15 protein-coding genes are annotated in these 19151 nt (G+C 63.4%); 12 read left to right on the top strand and 3 right to left on the bottom strand.

Annotated elements, in window-relative coordinates:
- Positions 1 to 109 precede the first annotated feature (109 nt).
- A complete protein-coding gene (dnaE, locus tag ACGYK2_RS16365) occupies positions 110 to 3646 on the top strand; it encodes a DNA polymerase III subunit alpha (RefSeq protein ID WP_271689097.1) in 3537 nt (1178 codons plus the stop codon).
- 94 nt (positions 3647 to 3740) lie between these two features.
- Entirely contained in the window at positions 3741 to 4307 is a 567-nt protein-coding gene (locus ACGYK2_RS16360; RefSeq protein WP_271689098.1) for a hypothetical protein, read from the top strand.
- Positions 4308 to 4327: 20 nt separating this feature from the next.
- On the opposite strand, the gene ACGYK2_RS16355 is transcribed toward ACGYK2_RS16360, so the two are convergent.
- On the bottom strand, positions 4328 to 4522 hold the full coding sequence (locus ACGYK2_RS16355) for a SlyX family protein (protein ID WP_082851915.1): 195 nt from the start codon (positions 4520 to 4522) through the stop codon (positions 4328 to 4330).
- A gap of 178 nt (positions 4523 to 4700) precedes the next feature.
- On the opposite strand from ACGYK2_RS16355, the gene hisS reads away from it, so the two are divergent.
- From hisS to ACGYK2_RS16310, 9 genes are all read left to right on the top strand, one after another.
- Positions 4701 to 6197, top strand: a complete 1497-nt coding sequence (gene hisS / locus ACGYK2_RS16350) for a histidine--tRNA ligase (RefSeq protein WP_271689099.1) — start codon at positions 4701 to 4703, stop codon at positions 6195 to 6197.
- Entirely contained in the window at positions 6197 to 7279 is a 1083-nt protein-coding gene (locus ACGYK2_RS16345; protein ID WP_271689100.1) for an ATP phosphoribosyltransferase regulatory subunit, read from the top strand. Before hisS ends, ACGYK2_RS16345 begins: the two co-directional genes overlap by 1 nt.
- The gene (hisG, locus tag ACGYK2_RS16340) at positions 7276 to 7965 is read left to right on the top strand and encodes an ATP phosphoribosyltransferase (protein ID WP_067624598.1); all 690 of its coding nucleotides are present in this window, start codon (positions 7276 to 7278) and stop codon (positions 7963 to 7965) included. The genes ACGYK2_RS16345 and hisG overlap by 4 nt, the downstream gene beginning before the upstream one ends.
- A 212-nt stretch (positions 7966 to 8177) precedes the next feature.
- Entirely contained in the window at positions 8178 to 8993 is an 816-nt protein-coding gene (locus ACGYK2_RS16335) for an ABC transporter ATP-binding protein (RefSeq protein ID WP_271689101.1), read from the top strand.
- Between the two features lie 70 nt (positions 8994 to 9063).
- The gene (locus ACGYK2_RS16330; RefSeq protein ID WP_271689102.1) at positions 9064 to 10068 is read left to right on the top strand and encodes a branched-chain amino acid ABC transporter permease; all 1005 of its coding nucleotides are present in this window, start codon (positions 9064 to 9066) and stop codon (positions 10066 to 10068) included.
- A complete protein-coding gene (locus tag ACGYK2_RS16325; RefSeq protein ID WP_271689103.1) occupies positions 10065 to 11135 on the top strand; it encodes a branched-chain amino acid ABC transporter permease in 1071 nt (356 codons plus the stop codon). Before ACGYK2_RS16330 ends, ACGYK2_RS16325 begins: the two co-directional genes overlap by 4 nt.
- A gap of 33 nt (positions 11136 to 11168) precedes the next feature.
- A complete protein-coding gene (locus ACGYK2_RS16320) occupies positions 11169 to 12377 on the top strand; it encodes an ABC transporter substrate-binding protein (RefSeq protein WP_271689105.1) in 1209 nt (402 codons plus the stop codon).
- A gap of 71 nt (positions 12378 to 12448) precedes the next feature.
- A complete protein-coding gene (locus ACGYK2_RS16315) occupies positions 12449 to 13243 on the top strand; it encodes an ABC transporter ATP-binding protein (RefSeq protein WP_271689106.1) in 795 nt (264 codons plus the stop codon).
- A gap of 11 nt (positions 13244 to 13254) precedes the next feature.
- Positions 13255 to 15075, top strand: coding sequence for a long-chain fatty acid--CoA ligase (locus ACGYK2_RS16310; protein ID WP_271689107.1), 1821 nt, complete (start codon positions 13255 to 13257; stop codon positions 15073 to 15075).
- 3 nt (positions 15076 to 15078) lie between these two features.
- Here the strand turns inward: ACGYK2_RS16310 and ACGYK2_RS16305 are convergent, their stop codons facing one another.
- Positions 15079 to 15510, bottom strand: coding sequence for a DUF1489 family protein (locus ACGYK2_RS16305; protein WP_209217204.1), 432 nt, complete (start codon positions 15508 to 15510; stop codon positions 15079 to 15081).
- 201 nt (positions 15511 to 15711) lie between these two features.
- Between ACGYK2_RS16305 and ACGYK2_RS16300 the strand changes: the two genes are divergently transcribed.
- Entirely contained in the window at positions 15712 to 17991 is a 2280-nt protein-coding gene (locus tag ACGYK2_RS16300; RefSeq protein ID WP_271689108.1) for an adenosylcobalamin-dependent ribonucleoside-diphosphate reductase, read from the top strand.
- A gap of 445 nt (positions 17992 to 18436) precedes the next feature.
- Here the strand turns inward: ACGYK2_RS16300 and ACGYK2_RS16295 are convergent, their stop codons facing one another.
- Positions 18437 to 19087, bottom strand: a complete 651-nt coding sequence (locus tag ACGYK2_RS16295) for a hypothetical protein (RefSeq protein ID WP_394374347.1) — start codon at positions 19085 to 19087, stop codon at positions 18437 to 18439.
- Positions 19088 to 19151: the final 64 nt, after the last annotated feature.

Raw genomic sequence — 19151 nt, 5'->3', positions numbered from 1 at the left:
GCTAGCGGGGCGGGGGGCGTTTTGGCAAGAAAAAATACCTTGGGCGAAAAATGCAGCACCGCGGCATCCGACGCTGGTGCCGGGCAGGCGGCTGGCATAGTTTGCGCCCATGTCAGATGCTCCCCGATTCATTCACCTGCGCAGCCATTCCGAGTATTCCCTGCTGGAAGGCGCGCTGCGGCTGAAAAAGCTGCCCGGCATGTGCCGTGACGCGGAAATGCCCGCGCTGGCGCTGACCGATACCAACAATATGTTCGCCGCGCTGGAATTCTCCGTCGCCATGGCCGGGGCGGGCGTGCAGCCGATCATCGGCTGTCAGGTCGATGTCGCCTATGTCGAGGTCCAACCGGGCGAGAAGCCGCGCCCGCCCGCGCCGGTGGTGCTGCTGGCGCAGAGTGAATTGGGCTACGAGAACCTGATGAAGCTCAACTCTTGTCTCTATCTCGACAAGGGTGGGGCGGCGGCGGAGGTAACGCTGGCGGAACTCGAGGCGCTGAGCGCCGATCTCATCTGTCTCACCGGCGGGCCTTCGGGGCCGGTGGGGATGCTGTTGCAGGGCGGTCAGCGCCCGGCGGCGGAAGCATTGATGGCGCGGCTGCACCGCGCCTTCGGCGACCGGCTTTACGTCGAGTTGCAGCGCCATCCGGAGGACGGCGGCCAGCCCGAGTCCGAGCGCCTGACCGAGCGCGGCTTTGTCGAGATGGCCTATGCGATGGACATCCCGCTGGTGGCGACCAACGACGTCTATTTCCCCAAGCCGGACATGTATGAGGCCCATGACGCGCTGATCTGCATCGCCGAGGGCGCCTATGTCGACCAGAGCCAGCCGCGCCGCCGTCTGACCGCGCAGCATTACTTTAAGTCGCAGGCCGAGATGGCGACCCTCTTTGCCGACCTGCCCGAGGCGCTGAGCAATACCGTCGAAATTGCCAAGCGCTGCGCCTTCATGGCCTACCGCCGCGATCCGATCCTGCCCAAGTTCGCCGACGATGAGGTCGCCGAGCTGCGCCGCATGGCCAATGAAGGCCTGCAAGCGCGTCTGGCGGTGATCCCCCATGCGGTGAGCGTGGAGGAATACCAAAAACGGCTCGATTTCGAACTGGGCATCATCGAAGGCATGGGGTTCCCGGGCTACTTCCTGATCGTGGCCGACTTCATCCAATGGGCCAAGGACAACGACATCCCGGTCGGGCCGGGGCGGGGCTCCGGCGCGGGGTCGCTGGTGGCCTATGCGCTCACGATCACCGACCTCGACCCGCTGCGCTATTCGCTGCTCTTCGAGCGCTTCCTCAACCCCGAGCGGGTCTCCATGCCCGACTTCGACATCGACTTCTGCATGGACCGCCGCGAGGAGGTGATCCGCTACGTGCAGGAGAAATACGGCCGCGACAAGGTGGGGCAGATCATCACCTTCGGTGCGCTCTTGTCGAAGGCGGCGGTGCGCGACATCGGGCGCGTCCTGCAGATGCCCTACGGACAGGTGGATCGCCTCTCGAAGATGATCCCGGTGGAGGGGGTGAAACCCGTCTCCATCGAGAAGGCGCTGGCGGACGAGCCACGACTGCGCGAGGAGGCCAAGAACGAGGAGGTCGTCGACCGTTTGCTGACTTACGGCCAGCAGGTCGAGGGGCTTTTGCGCAACGCCTCGACCCACGCGGCGGGCGTGGTGATCGGCGACCGGCCTCTGGATCATCTGGTGCCGCTTTATCAGGACCCGCGCTCGGACATGCCGGCGACGCAGTTCAACATGAAATGGGTCGAACAGGCCGGGCTGGTGAAGTTCGACTTTCTGGGTCTGAAGACCCTGACCGTCATTCAAAACGCGCTCGACCAGATCAAGGCGGGCGGGCGGCATCTGCATATCGCCGCGGACGGGCGCCAGATCTACGAGCCGCCCGAGGGCCATGTCGACGACGTGGCCACCCTCCCGCTCGACGACAAGGCGACCTACGATCTCTATTCCAGCGCCAAGACCGTCGCGGTCTTTCAGGTGGAATCCAGCGGCATGATGGATGCGCTCAAGCGCATGAAACCGACCTGTATCGAGGATATCGTCGCCCTCGTGGCGCTCTACCGTCCCGGCCCGATGGAGAACATCCCGGTCTATTGCGAGGTCAAGAACGGCAAGCGCGAGTTGGAATCGGTGCATCCCAGCATCGACTACATCCTTGAAGAGACCCAAGGCATCATCGTTTATCAGGAACAGGTGATGCAGATCGCGCAGGTCATGGCGGGCTATTCGCTCGGCGGCGCTGACCTGTTGCGCCGCGCCATGGGTAAAAAGATCGCCGAGGAGATGGCCAAGGAACGTCCCAAGTTCGAAAAAGGCGCGATGGCCAATGGCGTCGATAAGAAGAAGGCGGCGGAGGTCTTCGACCTTCTGGAGAAATTCGCCAACTACGGTTTCAACAAGTCCCACGCCGCGGCCTATGCGGTGGTCAGCTACCAGACCGCATGGCTGAAGGCGAACCACCCCGTCGAGTTCATGGCCGGGGTGATGAACTGCGATATCCACCTTACCGACAAGCTGGCGATCTATTTCGAGGAGGTGCGCAAACATCTCGAACTGCCTTGGGTGCCGCCCTGCGTGAACCGCTCTGATGCCACTTTCAAAGTGGTCGACGGCGCGCTGGTCTATGCGCTGGGCGCGTTGAAGAACGTCGGGCTGGAGGCGATGCGGCTGGTGACCGAGGGGCGCAAGGTGGATGGCGTCGACAAGCCCTTTGCGACGCTCTTCGACCTCGCCCGGCGCGTGGACCTCAAGCGCGTGGGCAAGCGCCCGCTGGAGATGCTGGTGCGCTCTGGCGCGTTCGACCAGCTCGACAGCAACCGGCGGCGGGTGTTCCAATCGCTCGACGGGTTGGTGAGCTACTCGGCTGCGATCCACGAGCAGAAGGCCAGCAATCAGGTCTCGCTGTTTGGCGAGGCGGGCGACGACCTGCCCGAGCCGCGGATGCTGCCCTGCGACGACTGGCAGTCGGCGGAGCGTCTGGCCGAGGAGTTCAAGGCCGTGGGCTTCTACCTCTCGGGCCATCCGCTGGACGACTACATGCCGCCTCTGAAGCGCAAATGGGCGCGGGAGACCGGTCTGCCTTTCCTCACGCTTGATGAGCTCAACGAGAAGGTCAGCACCCGCGGCGCGATGAACGCGCGGCTCGCGGGCGTCGTGGCGGGCCGTCAGGAGCGCAAGTCGGCGCGGGGCAACCGCTTTGCCTTTGCGCAACTCTCGGACCCCACGGGCGGCTACGAGGTGACGATCTTCTCCGACGTGCTCGAAGCCTCGCGCGATCATCTGGAGGTCGGCTCCAAGGTCGTCGTCACCGTGGAGGCCACGATGGAAAGCGACCAGTTGAAGCTCTTGGCCCGCGGCATCGGGCCGATCGACGCGGCGGTGGCGGATGCGGGCAGCATGGGGCTGCGGGTCTTCATCGACGGGCCGGGGGCGATCCAATCGGTGGCCGATGTGCTTGCCGGGGCGCGGCAGGCGGTGAAGGCGGCGGGCAAGGGGCCGGTGCAATTCTGCCTGATGGATCCCAGCCTGCCCGGTGAGGTCGAGGTCGATCTGGGGCGCGAATTCCCGGTGACACCGCAGATCAAGGGCGCGATCCGCTCGCTCGACGGGGTGATGGAGGTCGAGGAAATCTGACCTCCGCCGCCTCGGCGGCCTCCCGCGTTGCCGCATCCAGTGGACGGCGGCGGGTGGCTGCGCTACCTGCCTGCCAAGCTATGGGGAGCAGAGCATGAAACGACGCATCGGCCTTTTGATTATGGGGACGTTGCTCTCCGCCTGCGCCATGGCTCCCTCAGCGCCGAACCCGCAGGTCTCCGAGGTTTCATTCGGCACCGTCCTGCCGTTTGGCGAGGTGGCCCGCGTCTGCGATCTGGAGTTGAGCGAATTGGGGCAACTGGTCGAGGAACCTTCGGCGCGGGGCTACCGGTTGTTCGATTCGCAGCCCGGCAGTGCCGGGGCGCGCAGCTTCTACATCACCGGCTTTGCGGACGATTGCGCGCGTCAGTTGACGGCGGCCAATGTGCTATTCGGCACGCCCACGGTCTACGAGCAACTGCACTATGGCCCGGGGGGAGAGAACCTGCCCACCGCCGAGACCGACGCGGCCTATGAGGCGATCAAGGCCCGCGTCTGCGGTGCGGGGCGCGGGAAACCCTGCGGGCGGCAGATCGGCAAACTCGACAAGACCACCTTTTTCGTCAGCGCCTATGAGCGTTTGGGGCAGACCGCGCGCTGGTCCGAATTGCTGGTGCATGACGGGGCCGTCGCCGCCGTGGCAATGAAATCAGCCAATTGACGGGTGCGCGGCGCTGCCGCTCAGTAATGCGGGGGGCGCTCATCGCCCAAAAGCACCGCGCCGCCGCCCGAAGCGTCCCGCTCTCCTTCGCGCTGCATCAGCATATGGACGCGGCGGTTGAGAGTGACGATCTCGGCCTCCTGACGGGTGACAATCTCTGACATATCGTCGACCGCGCGGGTCAGATGGGCGATCTGCTCTTCAAGGCGGCTGATATGCTCGGCGGTTTGGTCTGGGGTGTGATCAGGGCTTTGGTCAGTCATGGCGCGCATCCTTTTTGCGCGATCTAGCACGGACCGGCGGCGCGGGACAGGGGCGGGATGCCGCGTTGCTTGCTCTTGCGGGGGGCTTGGGCTAGACGCGAGGCCAATTGATGCACCGAGGATCCTTGCCATGGCAAAGCCCAAGAAAACCCCCCGTCCCAAGGCGCAAACCCCGAAAGGGTTCCGCGATTATTTCGGGACCGAGGTGACCCATCGGGCCGAGATGCTGAACAAGATCGCCGCCGTCTATCACCGCTATGGTTTCGACGCGCTGGAAAGCTCGGGCGTGGAGACTGTCGAGGCGCTTGGCAAGTTCCTTCCCGACGTGGACCGCCCGAACGAGGGCGTCTTTGCGTGGCAAGAGGATGCCGAGGGCGACAAGCCCGGTGACTGGCTGGCGCTGCGCTATGACCTGACCGCGCCCTTGGCGCGGGTCTATGCCCAGCACCGCAACGAGTTGCCGATGCCGTATCGGCGCTACGCCATGGGCCCGGTCTGGCGCAACGAGAAGCCCGGGCCGGGGCGGTTTCGGCAGTTCTACCAGTGCGACGCTGATACCGTCGGCGCGCCCTCGGTCGCGGCCGATGCCGAGATCTGCGCCATGCTGGCCGACTGCCTTGAGGAAGTGGGCATCGCGCGCGGCGACTATGTGGTGCGGGTGAACAACCGCAAGGTGCTGAACGGCGTGCTCGAAGTGGCCGGGCTTTCGGGCGACGACAAGGAAGCCGAGCGCGGCATCGTGCTGCGCGCCATCGACAAGCTCGACCGGCTGGGGCCCGACGGTGTGCGCGCGCTTTTGGGTGAGGGCCGCAAGGACGACAGTGGCGATTTCACCAAGGGCGCGGGGCTGGGCGAGGCGCAGGCCGATGTCGTGATGGGATTCATGCAGGCCAAGCGCGAGACCGGGGCCGAGACCGTGGCGCGGCTGCGCGACTTGGTGGCAGGCTCCGAGGTCGGCGTGCAGGGCGTGGATGAGTTGCAGCTTATCTCGGACCTGTTGGCAGCGGGTCGCTATGGCCCCGACCGGGTGGAGATCGACCCCTCGGTCGTGCGCGGCCTTGGCTATTACACCGGCCCGGTCTTCGAGGCCGAACTGACCTTCGAGATCAAAGACGAGAAGGGCCGCGCGCGGAACTTCGGCTCGGTCGCCGGCGGCGGACGCTACGACGATCTGGTGAAGCGTTTCACCGGGCAGGAAGTGCCAGCGACTGGCGTCTCCATCGGTGTTGACCGTCTTCTCGCCGCGCTGGCCGCCAAAGGGCGGCTTGAGGCCGAAGCGACAGGCCCCGTCGTCGTCACCGTGATGGACCGCGACCGCATGGCCGATTATCAGGCCATGGTGGCCGAGCTGCGGCAGGCGGGCATCCGGGCGGAGGTTTATCTGGGCAACCCGAAGAACTTCGGCAACCAGATGAAATACGCCGACAAGCGGCAAAGCCCCGTGGTCGTCATCGAAGGCGGTGACGAGAAGGACCGCGGCGTGGTGCAGATCAAGGACATGGTGCTGGGCGCGCAACTGGCGCAAGAGGCCAGCCATGACGAGTGGAAAGAGCGCCCCAACCAATATGAGGTGCCGCGCGGCGATCTGATCAAAGCGGTGCGCGATATTCTGGATCGGACAAGCTGATGCCCACACGTTCCGAAACGCTGGCGCGCGCGGCCTCCCTGCGCGCGATTTTCGAGGGGCAGGGCGCCGTTCTGGTCGAGCCGCCGATCTTGCAACCGGCGGACACGCTGCTGGATCTCTATGGGGAGGATATCCGCGCCCGGGCCTATGTCACCTCGGACGCGCTGCGCGGGGAGCAGATGCTGCGCCCCGATTTCACCGTGCCCGTAGTGCAGATGCATATGGCCCATGGGGCCGAGCCCGCGCGCTATACCTATTCAGGCGAGGTTTTCCGCCGTCAGGAACATGACCCGAACCGCGCCAACGAATACATTCAGGTGGGTTTCGAGGTCTTCGACCGTGCCGATCCGGCGGCGGCGGATGCCGAGGTTTTCGCCCTGATTGCCGAGGCGATGCAGGGCCTTTCGGTGCGCCCGGTCACCGGGGATATTGGCGTGCTGATGGCGGCGGTGCAGGGGCTGGGCACATCCCCCGCGCGCAAACAGGCGTTGATGCGTCACATCTGGCGCCCGCGCCGTTTTCGCGCGCTGCTTGACCGTTATGCCGGGCGCAGCCCGGTGCCCGCGGGGCGCAAGGCGTTGCTGGCCGAGACCGAGGTGACATGCGACGCGCCGATGGTGGGGCTGCGCTCCCGCGCCGAAATTGAAGCCCGCGTTGCGGCCCTGCGCGAGGATGCGCAGACGCCGCCGATCTCTGCACAGCAGGTCGACCTTTTCGAGGCGCTGTTGGAGGTGCGGGAAACCCTGCCCAATGCGCTGAGCCGTCTGCGCGATCTGGCTGTCGACATGCCCGCCATCGGCGATGCCGTGGCCCGTGTCGCGGCCCGCGCCGATGCGATGCGCGCCCGCGGGATCGACACCGACGCGCTGCTCTTCGAGGCCAGCCATGGCCGGTCTTCGATGGAATATTACGACGGTTTCGTCTTTGCCTTCCGCGCCGCCTCGCGGCCCGATCTGCCGAGCATCGCCTCTGGCGGGCGCTATGACGCGCTGACCCGGCGACTGGGGCAGGGCGATGAAATCCCGGCGGTTGGCGGTGTGATGCGCCCCGGCCTGATGCTGGAACTGGAGGCCGGGCAATGACGCTGAAACTGGGTGTGCCGTCCAAGGGGCGGCTGATGGAGAAGACCTTTGAATGGTTCGGCGCGCGCGGCGTCAGCCTGCAACGCACCGGGTCCGACCGCGAATATGCGGGCAAGGTCGAGGGGATCGAGGATGTCTCGCTCGTGCTGCTTTCGGCGGGTGAAATCCCGCGCGAACTCTCGGCAGGGCGGATCCATCTGGGCGTCACCGGCACCGATCTGGTGCAAGAGAAGCTGGCGCTTTGGGATCAACTGGTCGAGCCGCTGGAAGAGTTGAACTTCGGCCATGCCGACCTGATCATAGCCGTGCCGCAGGCTTGGGTCGATGTCGACACGCTGGACGATCTCGACGCCGCCGCCGCCGCCTTCCGCGCCGAACATGGCTTCCGTCTGCGCATTGCCACCAAGTATCACCGGCTGGTACGGGAATTCCTGCGCACCCATGGCGTGGCCGACTACGCGCTGGTCGACAGCCAAGGCGCGACCGAGGGCACGGTGCTGAACGAGACCGCGGAGGCCATCGCCGATATCACTTCCAGCGGGGAGACCCTGCGCGCCAATCACCTGAAGATCCTCAGCGACGGGCTGATCCTGCAATCGCAGGCCACGCTCTGGCGCTCGCGCATGGCGCCCCTAGAGGATCACAGCCGCAAAGCGCTGAAAACCCTGATCGCACAGCTGACCTGACGTAGCGTCACAGCCCCGGGTTTTTCCCTTCCCTTCCATGGCATTGCACCTTCCGAGCCGCTCCCGGCGCGGGGGCGCTTTGCCGCGCGTCTTATCGAAAGACTTGCGAGATGCCGCGCTTCGGATAGGGTGAAAGGGTCAACAGGCCGATACCACAAGCACCGCCAAAAGGGGCAGGGGTCGGGACATAGGGAGGATCCGTCGATGATCGGATGTCACGCGCCCCTTGCGGGGGGCCGCAGCCGTCGCCGCATGGGAGTGGGCGATTGCTGAGGGTTGAGGATTTGCATCTGTCCTTTGGCGGCATCAAGGCGCTGCAGGGGGTGAATTTCGAAGCCAAGGCCGGAGAGATCACCGGGGTGATCGGCCCCAACGGCGCGGGCAAAACCTCACTTTTCAATGCGATTTCAGGGTTTTACAGGCCCGACCGGGGCAGCGTGTCCTTTGACGGAGAGGATATCACCACGCTCAGCCCCGACAAGCGCGCGGGCCTTGGCCTCGCACGGACCTTTCAGAACATCGCGCTGTTTCGCGGCATGACCGTGCTCGACAATATCAAACTTGGCGGCCACACGCGGCTCAAAACCAATGTCTGGCAGGCGCTGCGCTATTTCGGTGCGGCGCAGAAGGCCGAGCTGGAGCTGCGGCGCGAGATCGAAGAGCAGGTGATCGATTTTCTCGAGATCGACCACATCCGCAAATACCCCATTACCATGCTGCCCTACGGTCTGCAAAAGCGGGTCGAACTGGGCCGCGCATTGGCGATGCGCCCGCGCGTGCTGCTGCTGGACGAGCCAGTGGCGGGCATGAACCGCGAGGAGACCGCCGACATGGCACGTTTCATCCTCGATGTGCAGGAACAGTTCGGCACCACGATCCTGCTGGTGGAACATGACATGCACATGGTGATGGACATCTGTAGCCGCATCGTTGTGCTGAACTTCGGTCAGCAGATCGCCAGCGGCTCGCCCGAGGAGGTCTCGAACAACCCGGCGGTGATCGAAGCCTATTTGGGGGCCGCGGCATGACGATTTCTTTCAAAGAAATCGGGCCGGAATTTTTGAAAAATTCCGAGGGTAAGGACAGGGAGGCGCTTTGATGGGGCAGTTCGTGCAATTCGCGATCAACGGGCTGATGGCCGGGGCGATCTACGCGCTGATCGCCGTGGGCATCGTGAGCGTCTACAAGGCCACCAAGGTGGTGAATTTCGCCCATGGCTACCTGATCATGTTCGGGGCCTATTTCTATTTCACCTTCGCCGTGATCGTCCCCGGCCAGCCTTGGGCGCCCGGCTGGCTGGCCTCGTGGCAGCCCGGCTGGATGGTCGAGATGCGGGGTGATTTGCCGATGTTCTCGCCCGTGGCGGCGGTGCTCGACTGGGTGGCGAACCTGCCGCGCATCCTCTTGGGGCTGGCTGGGGCGCTGGTCTGCAACGCGATCCTCGGTCGGGTGATCGAGCGGGTGCTGATGCGCCCGCTGATGGGGCAGTCGATCTTTGCCATGATCATGGTGACGGTCGGTCTAATCTCAATCCTGTCGGGCGCGGCCCAGTTGATCTGGACGGCGGATGCCGCAAGCGTGCCCTATATCGCGCCTAACATGCCGATCCGGTTCGAACTGTTCGGCACCATGATCTTCCTCTTCGGCACCGATTTGGTGAACATGGTGGTGGCGCTGCTGCTGTTTGGTGGCATCGTCGCCTTCGTGAAGTTCACCAAGGGCGGCATCGCCATCCGCGCCACGGCCGAGGACCAATCCACCGCCTATTCCATGGGCATCTCGGTGCCCAAAGTCTTTTCCCGCGCCTGGGTTCTGGCCAGCACCACCGGGGCCATCGCGGGCGCGATCCTCGCCACGCGCAACGGCATTTCGCCGAGCCTCGGTCTTTTTGGTTTCTCGGTGCTGGCGATCGTTCTGATGGGCGGGCTTGATAGCTACGTCGGCGTGCTGATCGCGGCGATGGTCGTGGGCGTGCTCGAAGCGATGACCCAGTGGCAGATGGGCGGCGGCTGGGCCGAAATCGTGCCTTATGTCACCGTGCTTGTGGTGCTGATCTGGCGCCCGCACGGGCTGATGGGGCAGAAGGAGGTCGAGCGGATATGATCAACGCCAACCTGAAGTCCAGCTATGCCGCCGACGAGCGGGTGCTGAACAACCGCTACAAACAGGCCTTTGTCTACGGCTCGATCCTTGCGCTTGTCCTGTTCACGCTGTTCGGCAACGATTACCTCATTCTGATCGCGAGCCAGATGGGCATCCTGCTGATCGCCGTGGTGGGGATCAACATCCTCACGGGCTATACCGGTCTGGTGTCGCTGGGCCATGGCGCCTTCGTCGCCATCGGCGCCTATGCGGTGACGATCTTCGGCAACCTCGGGGCGGGGGTGATCCCGGCGGGGCTGATGCCCTTCGTCTCGGTGCCGCTGGCGGTGGCGCTGGCGGCGGCGGTTGGCGTGCTGGTGGGGCTGCCGAGCCTGCGGGTGAAGGGGCTCTACCTCGCCGTGGCGACGCTGGCGGCGAATTTCATCGTGATCTTCCTGATCGAAGAAGACCTCTTTGCCCCCTGGACCGGCGGGATGGTCGGGATCAACACCAACGTGCCCAACCTGCTGGGCTGGGAGCTTGATACCAAGCGCGAGATGTTCGGGCTGATCGCCGTGGTCGGCCTCGTCTCGCTGCTGGCGGCGCAGAACCTGATCCGCACCCGGGTGGGCCGCGCCTTCATCGCCATTCGCGACCGGGACTATTCGGCCGAGATCCTCGGCATCTCGCTGCTGCGCTACAAGCTGATGAGCTTTGCCCTCTCGGCCGCCTATTGCGGGCTGGCGGGGGCGCTTTTCGCCTATTTCTACGCCCGTATCCTGCCCGAGCAGTTCGAACTGGCGCTCTCGCTGAATCTTGTGGCGGCGCTGATCATCGGTGGCATGGGGCGCACGATGGGGCCGGTTTTCGGGGTCATCATCGTGGTGATGGTGCCCGAACTTATCAAAGTGCTCTTTGGCGCGCTGGCCGGTGACAGCGCCGGCGCGGGGCAATTGCGCGCGCCCTTGCAGCAGATCGCCTTCGGCGTGCTGCTGGTGTTGTTCCTGCTCAAGGAATCCTTGGGCATCAACCAGATCGTTGACCGTATCCTGCGCGCCGCAAACCGTTGGCCGTTTGCGCGCGGGTAAGAATTCACAAGGCCACATCAGGGAGAAGACCAGATGACCATGAACCGCCGATCCTTCCTCGCCACCACCGCCGCCGCGACGGCGGCCATGGGCACGCCGATGATCTTGCGCGCTCAGCCCAAGGAGTATGTGCTCGGCGCCTCGCTGCCGCTCACCGGGCCCTTCGCCACGGCGGGGCAATTGGTCGCGCCTGCCTTCGCCATGGCCGCGAAACTGTTCAACGACGAGGGCGGCGTGGCCGGTGTGCCGATCCGCTTCGTCACCGAGGATTCGGGCTATGTGCCGCAGAACGCGCTGAACAACTACCAGCGCGCGCTGGCCTCGGAAGGCAAGAACATGATCGGCTATTTCGCCGACAGCACCGGGGCGATGAAGCTGATCGCGCCCGAGCTCAAAGGCGAGAACGCCCGCATCATGGGCTCGACCTCCTTTGCCTCGGAACTGGCCGACCCGGCGACCCATCCCTATCAGTATCTCTCGGGCCCGACCTACCAGAGCCAATTCGACATCCTTTTGCAGAACATCAAGAACGAGGGCGGGCAGAAGGTGGCCTTCATCTTCTCCAACACCGAGTTCGGGCGCGATCCCATCGAACATGGCCGCAAGACCGCCGAGGAACTGGGCCTCGAGGTCGTGTTGGAGGAAAGCACCAAGGCCGAGGGTGCCGACATCCCGACCCATGTCACCAAACTGGCGCAGTCAGGCGCGGATCACTGTATCCTGCAGGGCTATGTCACCGGCGTCTGGCCGCAGCTCATCGGCGGCGCGCGGCAGTTTGGTCTGCCGGTGAAGTTCAAGGGCACCTTCTGGGGCATGGAGAAGCTGATCGCCGACCGGATCACCGCCGAGGCCGGGCCCTTCCTTGCTGGCTACGAGGGCGTCATGCCCTACCGCTATTTCTATGACCGCGAGGACGCGCCGCGTTATCAGCAGTATGCGGAACTCAGCAAGCAGATGTTCGCGGGCACGCCTCTGGAGAACTACATGTCGACATGGGCGATCCAGACCATGTGCGGTTTGGAGATTGCCATGAAGGCCTTCCGCGACACCGCCGAGGCGGGGCTCGAACTGACGCCCGACAACATCGCCGAGAAGCTGGCGGGAATTTCCGATTGGGACTCGGGCGGTTTCTTCGGCGGGCCAGTGAGCATGGAGAACAACGCCATCGGGACCGGCCGGGTCTATGGCTATAACCCCGAGGATGGGCTGTTCACGCCGAAATCGGACTGGTTCACCGTGTAAGCGAAACAGGTTCGGGGGCGCGGCCCCCGGACCCCCGAAGTATTTTTGGCCAAAAAGAGAGAGGGCCTCGCGTGCTGACCATCGAGAACATCGAAGTGACCTATCACCACACGGTGCAGGCGCTGCGCGGGCTGTCGCTCGAGGTGCCGGACGGCAAGATCGTCACGCTTCTGGGCACCAATGGCGCGGGCAAGACCACGACGCTGAAGGCGGCGAGCAACCTGCTGGCGTTGGAGAACGGCGAGGTGGGCGAGGGGCGGATTTCGTTCAAGGGCCAGTCGATCATGTCGATCCAGCCCGACCGTCTGGTGCAGCAGGGGCTGTTTCACGTGCGTGAGGGGCGGCGGATCTTCAGCGAGATGACGGTGGAGGACAATCTGATCGCCGCCTCATACGCATTGGACCGGCGGCAGGCGAAGGCGGATTACGACAAGGTCTATGCCTTCTTCCCGCGGCTGAAGGAGCGGCGGCGGCAGATCGCGGGCTATCTGTCGGGCGGGGAGCAGCAGATGCTGGCCTTTGGCCGGGCGATGATCGCGCGGCCCGAGCTCATCCTGATGGATGAGCCGTCGCTGGGGTTGGCGCCCAAGGTGGTGGCGGAGATCTTCGACACGATCAAGCGGCTGAACCAAGAGGACGGCACCGCGATCCTGCTGGTGGAGCAGAACGCCGGGGTGGCGTTTTCGGTCGCCGACTACGGCTATATCATGGAAAGCGGCCAGATCGTCATGGAAGGCGATGTGGAGAAGCTGCGCGGCGACAAGGACATCCAGTCCTTCTACCTCGGGATGGGCGAGGAGGGCGGCGCGCGGCAGTCCTTCCGCGACGTGAAACATTACAAGCGCCGCAAACGCTGGCTCAGCTAGGGAGGCCCGTGATGGCATTCGACGAGTTCAAGGGCGACTTCGCGCCGCTGGTGCGCATGGTGCACAACCATGCCAAGAACCGCCCCACCGGCGTGGCGATGCGGCAAAAGGAATTCGGGATCTGGAACGAGATCACCTGGGCCGGGCTGCAGGAGATCATGCAGGCCGCCGCCGCAGGCCTTGTCGATCTGGGTCTGAAGGCAGGCGATCACGTCGGCATCCTGAGCGAGAACCGCAGCGAATGGGTGCAGGCGCAATTCGGCATCAACGCGGCGGCGGGCGTGGTCGTGGGCATGTATCCCACCAGCCCGGCGGCGGAGCTGGAGCATCTGATCAACGCCTCGGACAGCACGGTGCTCTTCATTGAGGATCAGGAACAGCTCGACAAGATCAAGGAATTGGGCGACCGGGTGCCGCAGCTGCGCCAGTTGGTGATCTTCAACCCCAAGGGCACGCGGGGCGAGGACGTGCTGGGGCTAATCAGCTTCGATGAGCTTCTGGAACGGGGCCGGGCGCGGCTGGCGGATCTTGCCGATGATCTGCGTGCGCGGCAGGCGGGGATTGAGCCTGACGACACCGCCATGATGGTCTTCACCTCGGGCTCCACCGGGCTGCCCAAGGCGGCAGAGATTTCCTATGGCAACATCCACGCCGGCGTGGGCGTGGCGCGCGGTGTTTTCGGGGCCTATCCGCCGGGGACGGACGTGCTGAGCTACCTGCCTCTGTGCCATATCGCGGAACAGGCGGTGACGGTGATTAACGGGCTGGCGCAGCAGTTTGTGATGAACTTCGGCGAGAGCCTTCGGACCATCACGCTCGACCTGCGGGAGGTCGCGCCGCAGGTGTTCTTCGGCGTGCCGCGGATCTGGGAAAAGATGCAGGCGGGCGTGCTGGTGCAGACGCAGACCGCCGGGCGCATCAAGGGGCCGATGACGCTGATGGCGCTGAAGGGCGCGCAGCGGCGCGGCATGATCCGGCGCGACAAGTGGAGCGCCGGGGACCGGCTGGCCCACGCCTTCTGGGACGCGCTGATCTACCGCCATATCCGTAGCTATCTGGGCCTCGGTCGGACTACCTTCGCGATCTCCGCCGCCGCGCCGATCAGCGCCGAGCTTCTGGGGTTCATGCGCGGGATCGGCGTGAATATCCGCGAAGCTTGGGGCATGTCCGAGACCTCGGGCGTGGGCACGATCCAGCGCTCATGGGGCCAATGCAACGGGCGCATCGGCTTTCCGGTCAGCGGCGTGCGCACCAAGATCGCCGAGGATGGCGAGGTGCTGTTCTCGGGCGGGACGATCTTCAAAGGGTACTACAAGAACCCCAAGGCCACCGCCGAGACGCTCCGTGACGGCTGGCTGCATACCGGCGATGTGGGCCGCGAGGAGGCCGACGGTTCGATCACGCTGATCGACCGCAAGAAGGACATCATGATCAACGCGGCGGGCAAGAACCTCGCGCCTGCGCATATCGAGAATGTCATCAAGGCCAGTCCCTACATCAAGGAGGTCGTCGCGGTGGCCGACAAGCGGCCCTATGTGACAGCACTGGTGCAGATCGACATGGATACGGTCCGGCTCTGGGCCGAAGGGCAGGGGATCGCCTATACGACCTTCCGTTCGCTCGCCGAGCACCCCAAGGTGCAGGAATTGATCGACGCGGAGGTGGCCAAGCAGAACCGCGATCTGGCGCGAGTCGAGCAGGTCAAGAAGGTCTGGCTGATGCGCAAGGAGCTCGACCACGACGATGGCGAGGTGACCGCGACGATGAAGGTGCGCCGAGCCAAAGTCTACGAACTCTATGGGGATCAGATCGAGGCGCTCTACGCCGACTGAGGCTCAGAGCACGCCGATCTCGGCCAGCGCGCGGTTCAATTCCACGGGCAGTTCCGCCTCGGCCTCGCGGCCCTCGGGCAGGTCGGGCGGGGCATCCTCGGGCTTGAGGTAGCGCCAGCCTTGGAAGGCCCGGCGCAGGCTGTTCTGGGTGCGGATGATCTCGGGGTCCAGCACGATGGCGCAGCGGCGGATGCCGTCGGCGCGGGTGACCTCTTCCAGCCGGACGATGCGCTGGCGGGCTTGGATCACGCCCTTGATGACCCAGTAGATCGAGCCGCCGTTGAGAATCTCGGCCTCGCGCTTGGGCCACATGCGGGTCACATGGCGCGGCAGCCCGTCATGCGTGCGCACGTCCTTGCGCGCCTGCCATTTGGCAAGGCTTTCGACGCCTTCGGTGCCGACCGAAAGTTTGATTAGATTGATGTAGTTATCCAAAAGTTCCCCCGGAGCGCTGCCTGAGAATGAGCCTTTATATAGTAGTTTCTCCTTCGGAGCTAGCAAGGTATTGTGGTAGGCTGAAGAATAAATTCCGGCCGATCTGCATTTTCGGCGTTGAGAAATCAGCCCGGCCTGTTGTATCGATGCCAACTCTTAAGTCGCATTCGTGCCGCCCTCACGACTCAAAGGAACCGTTGTATGTCCCGCTTTACCGCCCCGATCGCCGAACAAATCTGGGATATGAAATACCGTTTTAAAGGGGCCGATGGCACCCCGAAGGACGTCACGGTCGAGGACACATGGCGCCGTATCGCCCGCGATCTCGCGCAGGTCGAATCGAAGGCGGATGTTTGGGAAGACAAGTTTTTCAACGCGCTGGAGGATTTTAAATACCTCCCCGCGGGCCGCATCACCGCAGGCGCCGGCACCGCGCGCCGCGTGACGCTGTTCAACTGCTTTGTCATGGGCACCGTGCCCGACAGCATGTCCGGCATCTTCGACATGTTGAAGGAGGCGGCACTCACCATGCAGCAGGGCGGGGGAATCGGCTATGACTTCTCCACCATCCGCCCGCGCGGCGCGGATGTGCTGGGCGTCTCTGCGGATGCCTCCGGCCCGCTGTCCTTCATGGACGTCTGGGACGCCATGTGCCGCACCATCATGTCCGCAGGCTCGCGCCGCGGCGCGATGATGGCGACCATGCGTTGCGACCATCCGGATGTGGAGGATTTCATCGCCGCCAAGTCCGACCCCGCGCGCCTGCGCATGTTCAACATGTCCGTGCTGGTCACCGACCCCTTCATGGAGGCCGTGAAGGCCGACGGGTCTTGGGACCTCGTCTTTGGCGACAAGGTCTATAAAACCGTGCAGGCGCGCGATCTGTGGAACAAGATCATGCAGGCGACCTATGATTACGCCGAGCCGGGCGTGATCTTCATCGACCGCATCAACGCCGCGAACAACCTGAACTATTGCGAGACCATCGCCGCCACCAACCCCTGTGGCGAGCAGCCCCTGCCGCCCTATGGCGCCTGCCTTCTGGGCTCGATCAACCTTGCCCGTCTGGTCGCCCAGCCTTTCGCGGACGACGCCCATCTCGACCAAGACGCGATGAGCGAGTTGGTCGCCACCGCCGTTCGCATGATGGACAACGTGGTCGACGTGTCGAACTTCCCGCTGCCCGAGCAGGCTGCCGAGGCGCAGAACAAGCGCCGCATCGGTCTGGGCGTCACCGGCCTTGCCGATGCGCTGTTGATGGTCGGCTTGCGCTACGGCTCTGACGAGGCGGCGGCGCAGACCGAGGCATGGCTCAAAGCCATCGCCCGCGCCTCCTATCTGGCGAGCGTGGACCTGGCGAAAGAGAAGGGGGCCTTCCCGCTGTTCGATGCTGAGAAATTCCTCGCCTCCGGCACCATGCAGCAGATGGACGATGACGTGCGCGAAGCGATCCGCGAACACGGTATCCGCAACGCGCTTTTGACCTCCATCGCGCCGACCGGGACGATCAGCCTCTACGCGGGCAACGTGTCCTCGGGGATCGAGCCGGTCTTTGCCTATGCCTACACCCGCAAGGTGCTGCAAAAAGACGGCAGCCGGACCGAGGAAGAGGTCGTCGACTACGCCGTGCAGATGTGGCGCGAGCTGAAGGGCGATGCACCGCTGCCCGACTATTTCGTCAACGCCCAGACCCTGCCGCCCGCCGATCACGTCAAGATGCAGGCTGCGGCGCAGAAATGGATCGACAGTTCGATCTCCAAGACCATCAACTGCCCCGAGGACATCTCCTTTGATGCCTTTAAGGACGTCTACATGCAGGCGTGGGACACGGGCTGCAAAGGCTGCACCACCTATCGCCCCAACGATGTGACCGGTTCGGTTCTGAGCGTCTCTTCCGAGAAGAGCGACAAGGCCCCCGCCGACAGCCCCGATCAGGTCAGCGAAGGCGGCGAGATCGTCTATATGTCCGACCCGCTGGACCGCCCCGCCGAGTTGGAGGGCAACACCTATAAGGTCAAATGGCCGGATAGCGAGCACGCGCTCTACATCACCATCAACGACATCGTGCTGAACGGCCATCGTCGCCCCTTCGAGGTCTTCATCAACTCCAAGAACATGGAGCATTTCGCCTGGACCGTGGCGCTGACCCGCATGGTCTCGGCCGTGTTCCGCCGTGGCGGTGACGTGTCCTTCGTGGTGGAAGAACTGAAAGCCGTCTTCGACCCGCGCGGCGGGGCTTGGATGCAGGGTAAATACATCCCCTCGATCCTCGCGGCCATCGGCGGCGTGATCGAGCGCCACATGATCGCCACCGGCTTCATCGCGGGCGAGGGCATGGGGCTGAAGACCGACCCGCAGGCGAAGGTCGTCGGCCTCGACGCCCCGCGCGGCAAATCCTGCCCGTCTTGCGGTCAGTTCGACATGCGGATGGTCGAGGGCTGCATGACCTGCGGGAGCTGCGGGCATAGTAAGTGTGGGTGATTAAATGCGCCTTATGAAGTGTGTGTTGTGAAAACCAACAACAGTTTGCAACTCGACCAGCTTAGATTGCAACTGTGACCACTATAAACCCGCCACCGCCTTTCAAATGCGTGGGCGGGTTTATTTTTTGATTGAAACTTCAGTCGAAACCCCCGTCGGCCGGGGGCCAGCTCATGCTGTAAATGTTGATAATAGTTGGCTCCGCCGCATTTGTGACGGAGCCGCTTCGCTTGAACTGAATACTGCCGTCCGTCCCATGCGCGGCGTAGTTCCGGTTAGAGCCCTCATCGGCCAATAATGCAAGCCGCACAACTGTCAGCAATGTGCATGACGCGGCCTTTGCGTTCCAGCGGGCGATCTTTGAAAAATTCTTCAAACCCCCTTTTGGGTTAGAGGGTTGTTCCTAAGAAAGTTGAAGGGTGTAGGTAACCTACACCCACATAAATCATCCTTTATCGACGACCTTACCCACTACATCACTGACGGTATCCGAAACTTTATCCACTAATGTCTTTACTGTCCCATCGTCCAACTTTGTTGGCTCTACAGTGCCCTTCGCATTCTGTTGTCCAAACATGCGCCGCACCAGTTCTGCTTTGATCGCCTGCTGTTCCTTTGAAGCCAAGCTTGCAATGAACGGGTCCAAGGCTTGCGTTTCAAGTGCGTAAGACCGAAGCAACGTTTCGTTGTCGCGGTGCATTTTCGATTGGCGGGACGTATATCCCGCTGCATAGAGAAAGATGGCTGTGAGCGAAGACGCAGAAATTACGTCGGGCCAATTCACCCCACCATCCGCTAAAGGGACAAACCCAGACTTAATCTTGATCCCGAGCCATACTGCCGTAATCACAAGGCACCCGATGGAAGTAATCCGCCAAAAGTTTGCAGCCCTTCCTTCATCCTTTGCGCTCTTATGGTATCCACCCGTGACCGTTTCATCAGTCACCAAATCATGCAACTTTCGAATAGCTTCCTGCTTTGCGTGAATGTCTTTTTTGGCGCTTCCAGCCGATTTCTTAAAAGCCTCAAATGAGGTGTCAAATAGCGCTTGTTGTTTGGCGAGAGTATCGCTTCGCTCTTGGTTGTTGATTGTCACTGAGAACTGACCCGGTAGCCCCATAAATTGTCACTGAGAATTGACCCATGTGAACACACTTCCC

This window comes from Sulfitobacter sp. 1A10359 (assembly GCF_043558145.1).
GTDB lineage: Bacteria > Pseudomonadota > Alphaproteobacteria > Rhodobacterales > Rhodobacteraceae > Sulfitobacter > Sulfitobacter faviae.
The sequence above is the reverse complement of the archived record's forward strand: the minus strand, read 5'-3'. Positions and strand labels throughout refer to the sequence as shown.

Excerpts from the sequence above, each read along its gene's own strand:
- hisS (WP_271689099.1), top strand. The coding sequence starts at position 4,701 with ATGGCAAAGCCCAAGAAAACCCCCCGTCCCAAGGCGCAAACCCCGAAA.
- ACGYK2_RS16345 (WP_271689100.1), top strand. The coding sequence starts at position 6,197 with ATGCCCACACGTTCCGAAACGCTGGCGCGCGCGGCCTCCCTGCGCGCG.
- dnaE (WP_271689097.1), top strand. The coding sequence starts at position 110 with ATGTCAGATGCTCCCCGATTCATTCACCTGCGCAGCCATTCCGAGTAT.
- ACGYK2_RS16335 (WP_271689101.1), top strand. The coding sequence starts at position 8,178 with ATGTCACGCGCCCCTTGCGGGGGGCCGCAGCCGTCGCCGCATGGGAGT.
- ACGYK2_RS16360 (WP_271689098.1), top strand. The coding sequence starts at position 3,741 with ATGAAACGACGCATCGGCCTTTTGATTATGGGGACGTTGCTCTCCGCC.
- hisG (WP_067624598.1), top strand. The coding sequence starts at position 7,276 with ATGACGCTGAAACTGGGTGTGCCGTCCAAGGGGCGGCTGATGGAGAAG.
- ACGYK2_RS16300 (WP_271689108.1), top strand. The coding sequence starts at position 15,712 with ATGTCCCGCTTTACCGCCCCGATCGCCGAACAAATCTGGGATATGAAA.
- ACGYK2_RS16320 (WP_271689105.1), top strand. The coding sequence starts at position 11,169 with ATGACCATGAACCGCCGATCCTTCCTCGCCACCACCGCCGCCGCGACG.
- ACGYK2_RS16310 (WP_271689107.1), top strand. The coding sequence starts at position 13,255 with ATGGCATTCGACGAGTTCAAGGGCGACTTCGCGCCGCTGGTGCGCATG.
- ACGYK2_RS16330 (WP_271689102.1), top strand. The coding sequence starts at position 9,064 with ATGGGGCAGTTCGTGCAATTCGCGATCAACGGGCTGATGGCCGGGGCG.
- ACGYK2_RS16325 (WP_271689103.1), top strand. The coding sequence starts at position 10,065 with ATGATCAACGCCAACCTGAAGTCCAGCTATGCCGCCGACGAGCGGGTG.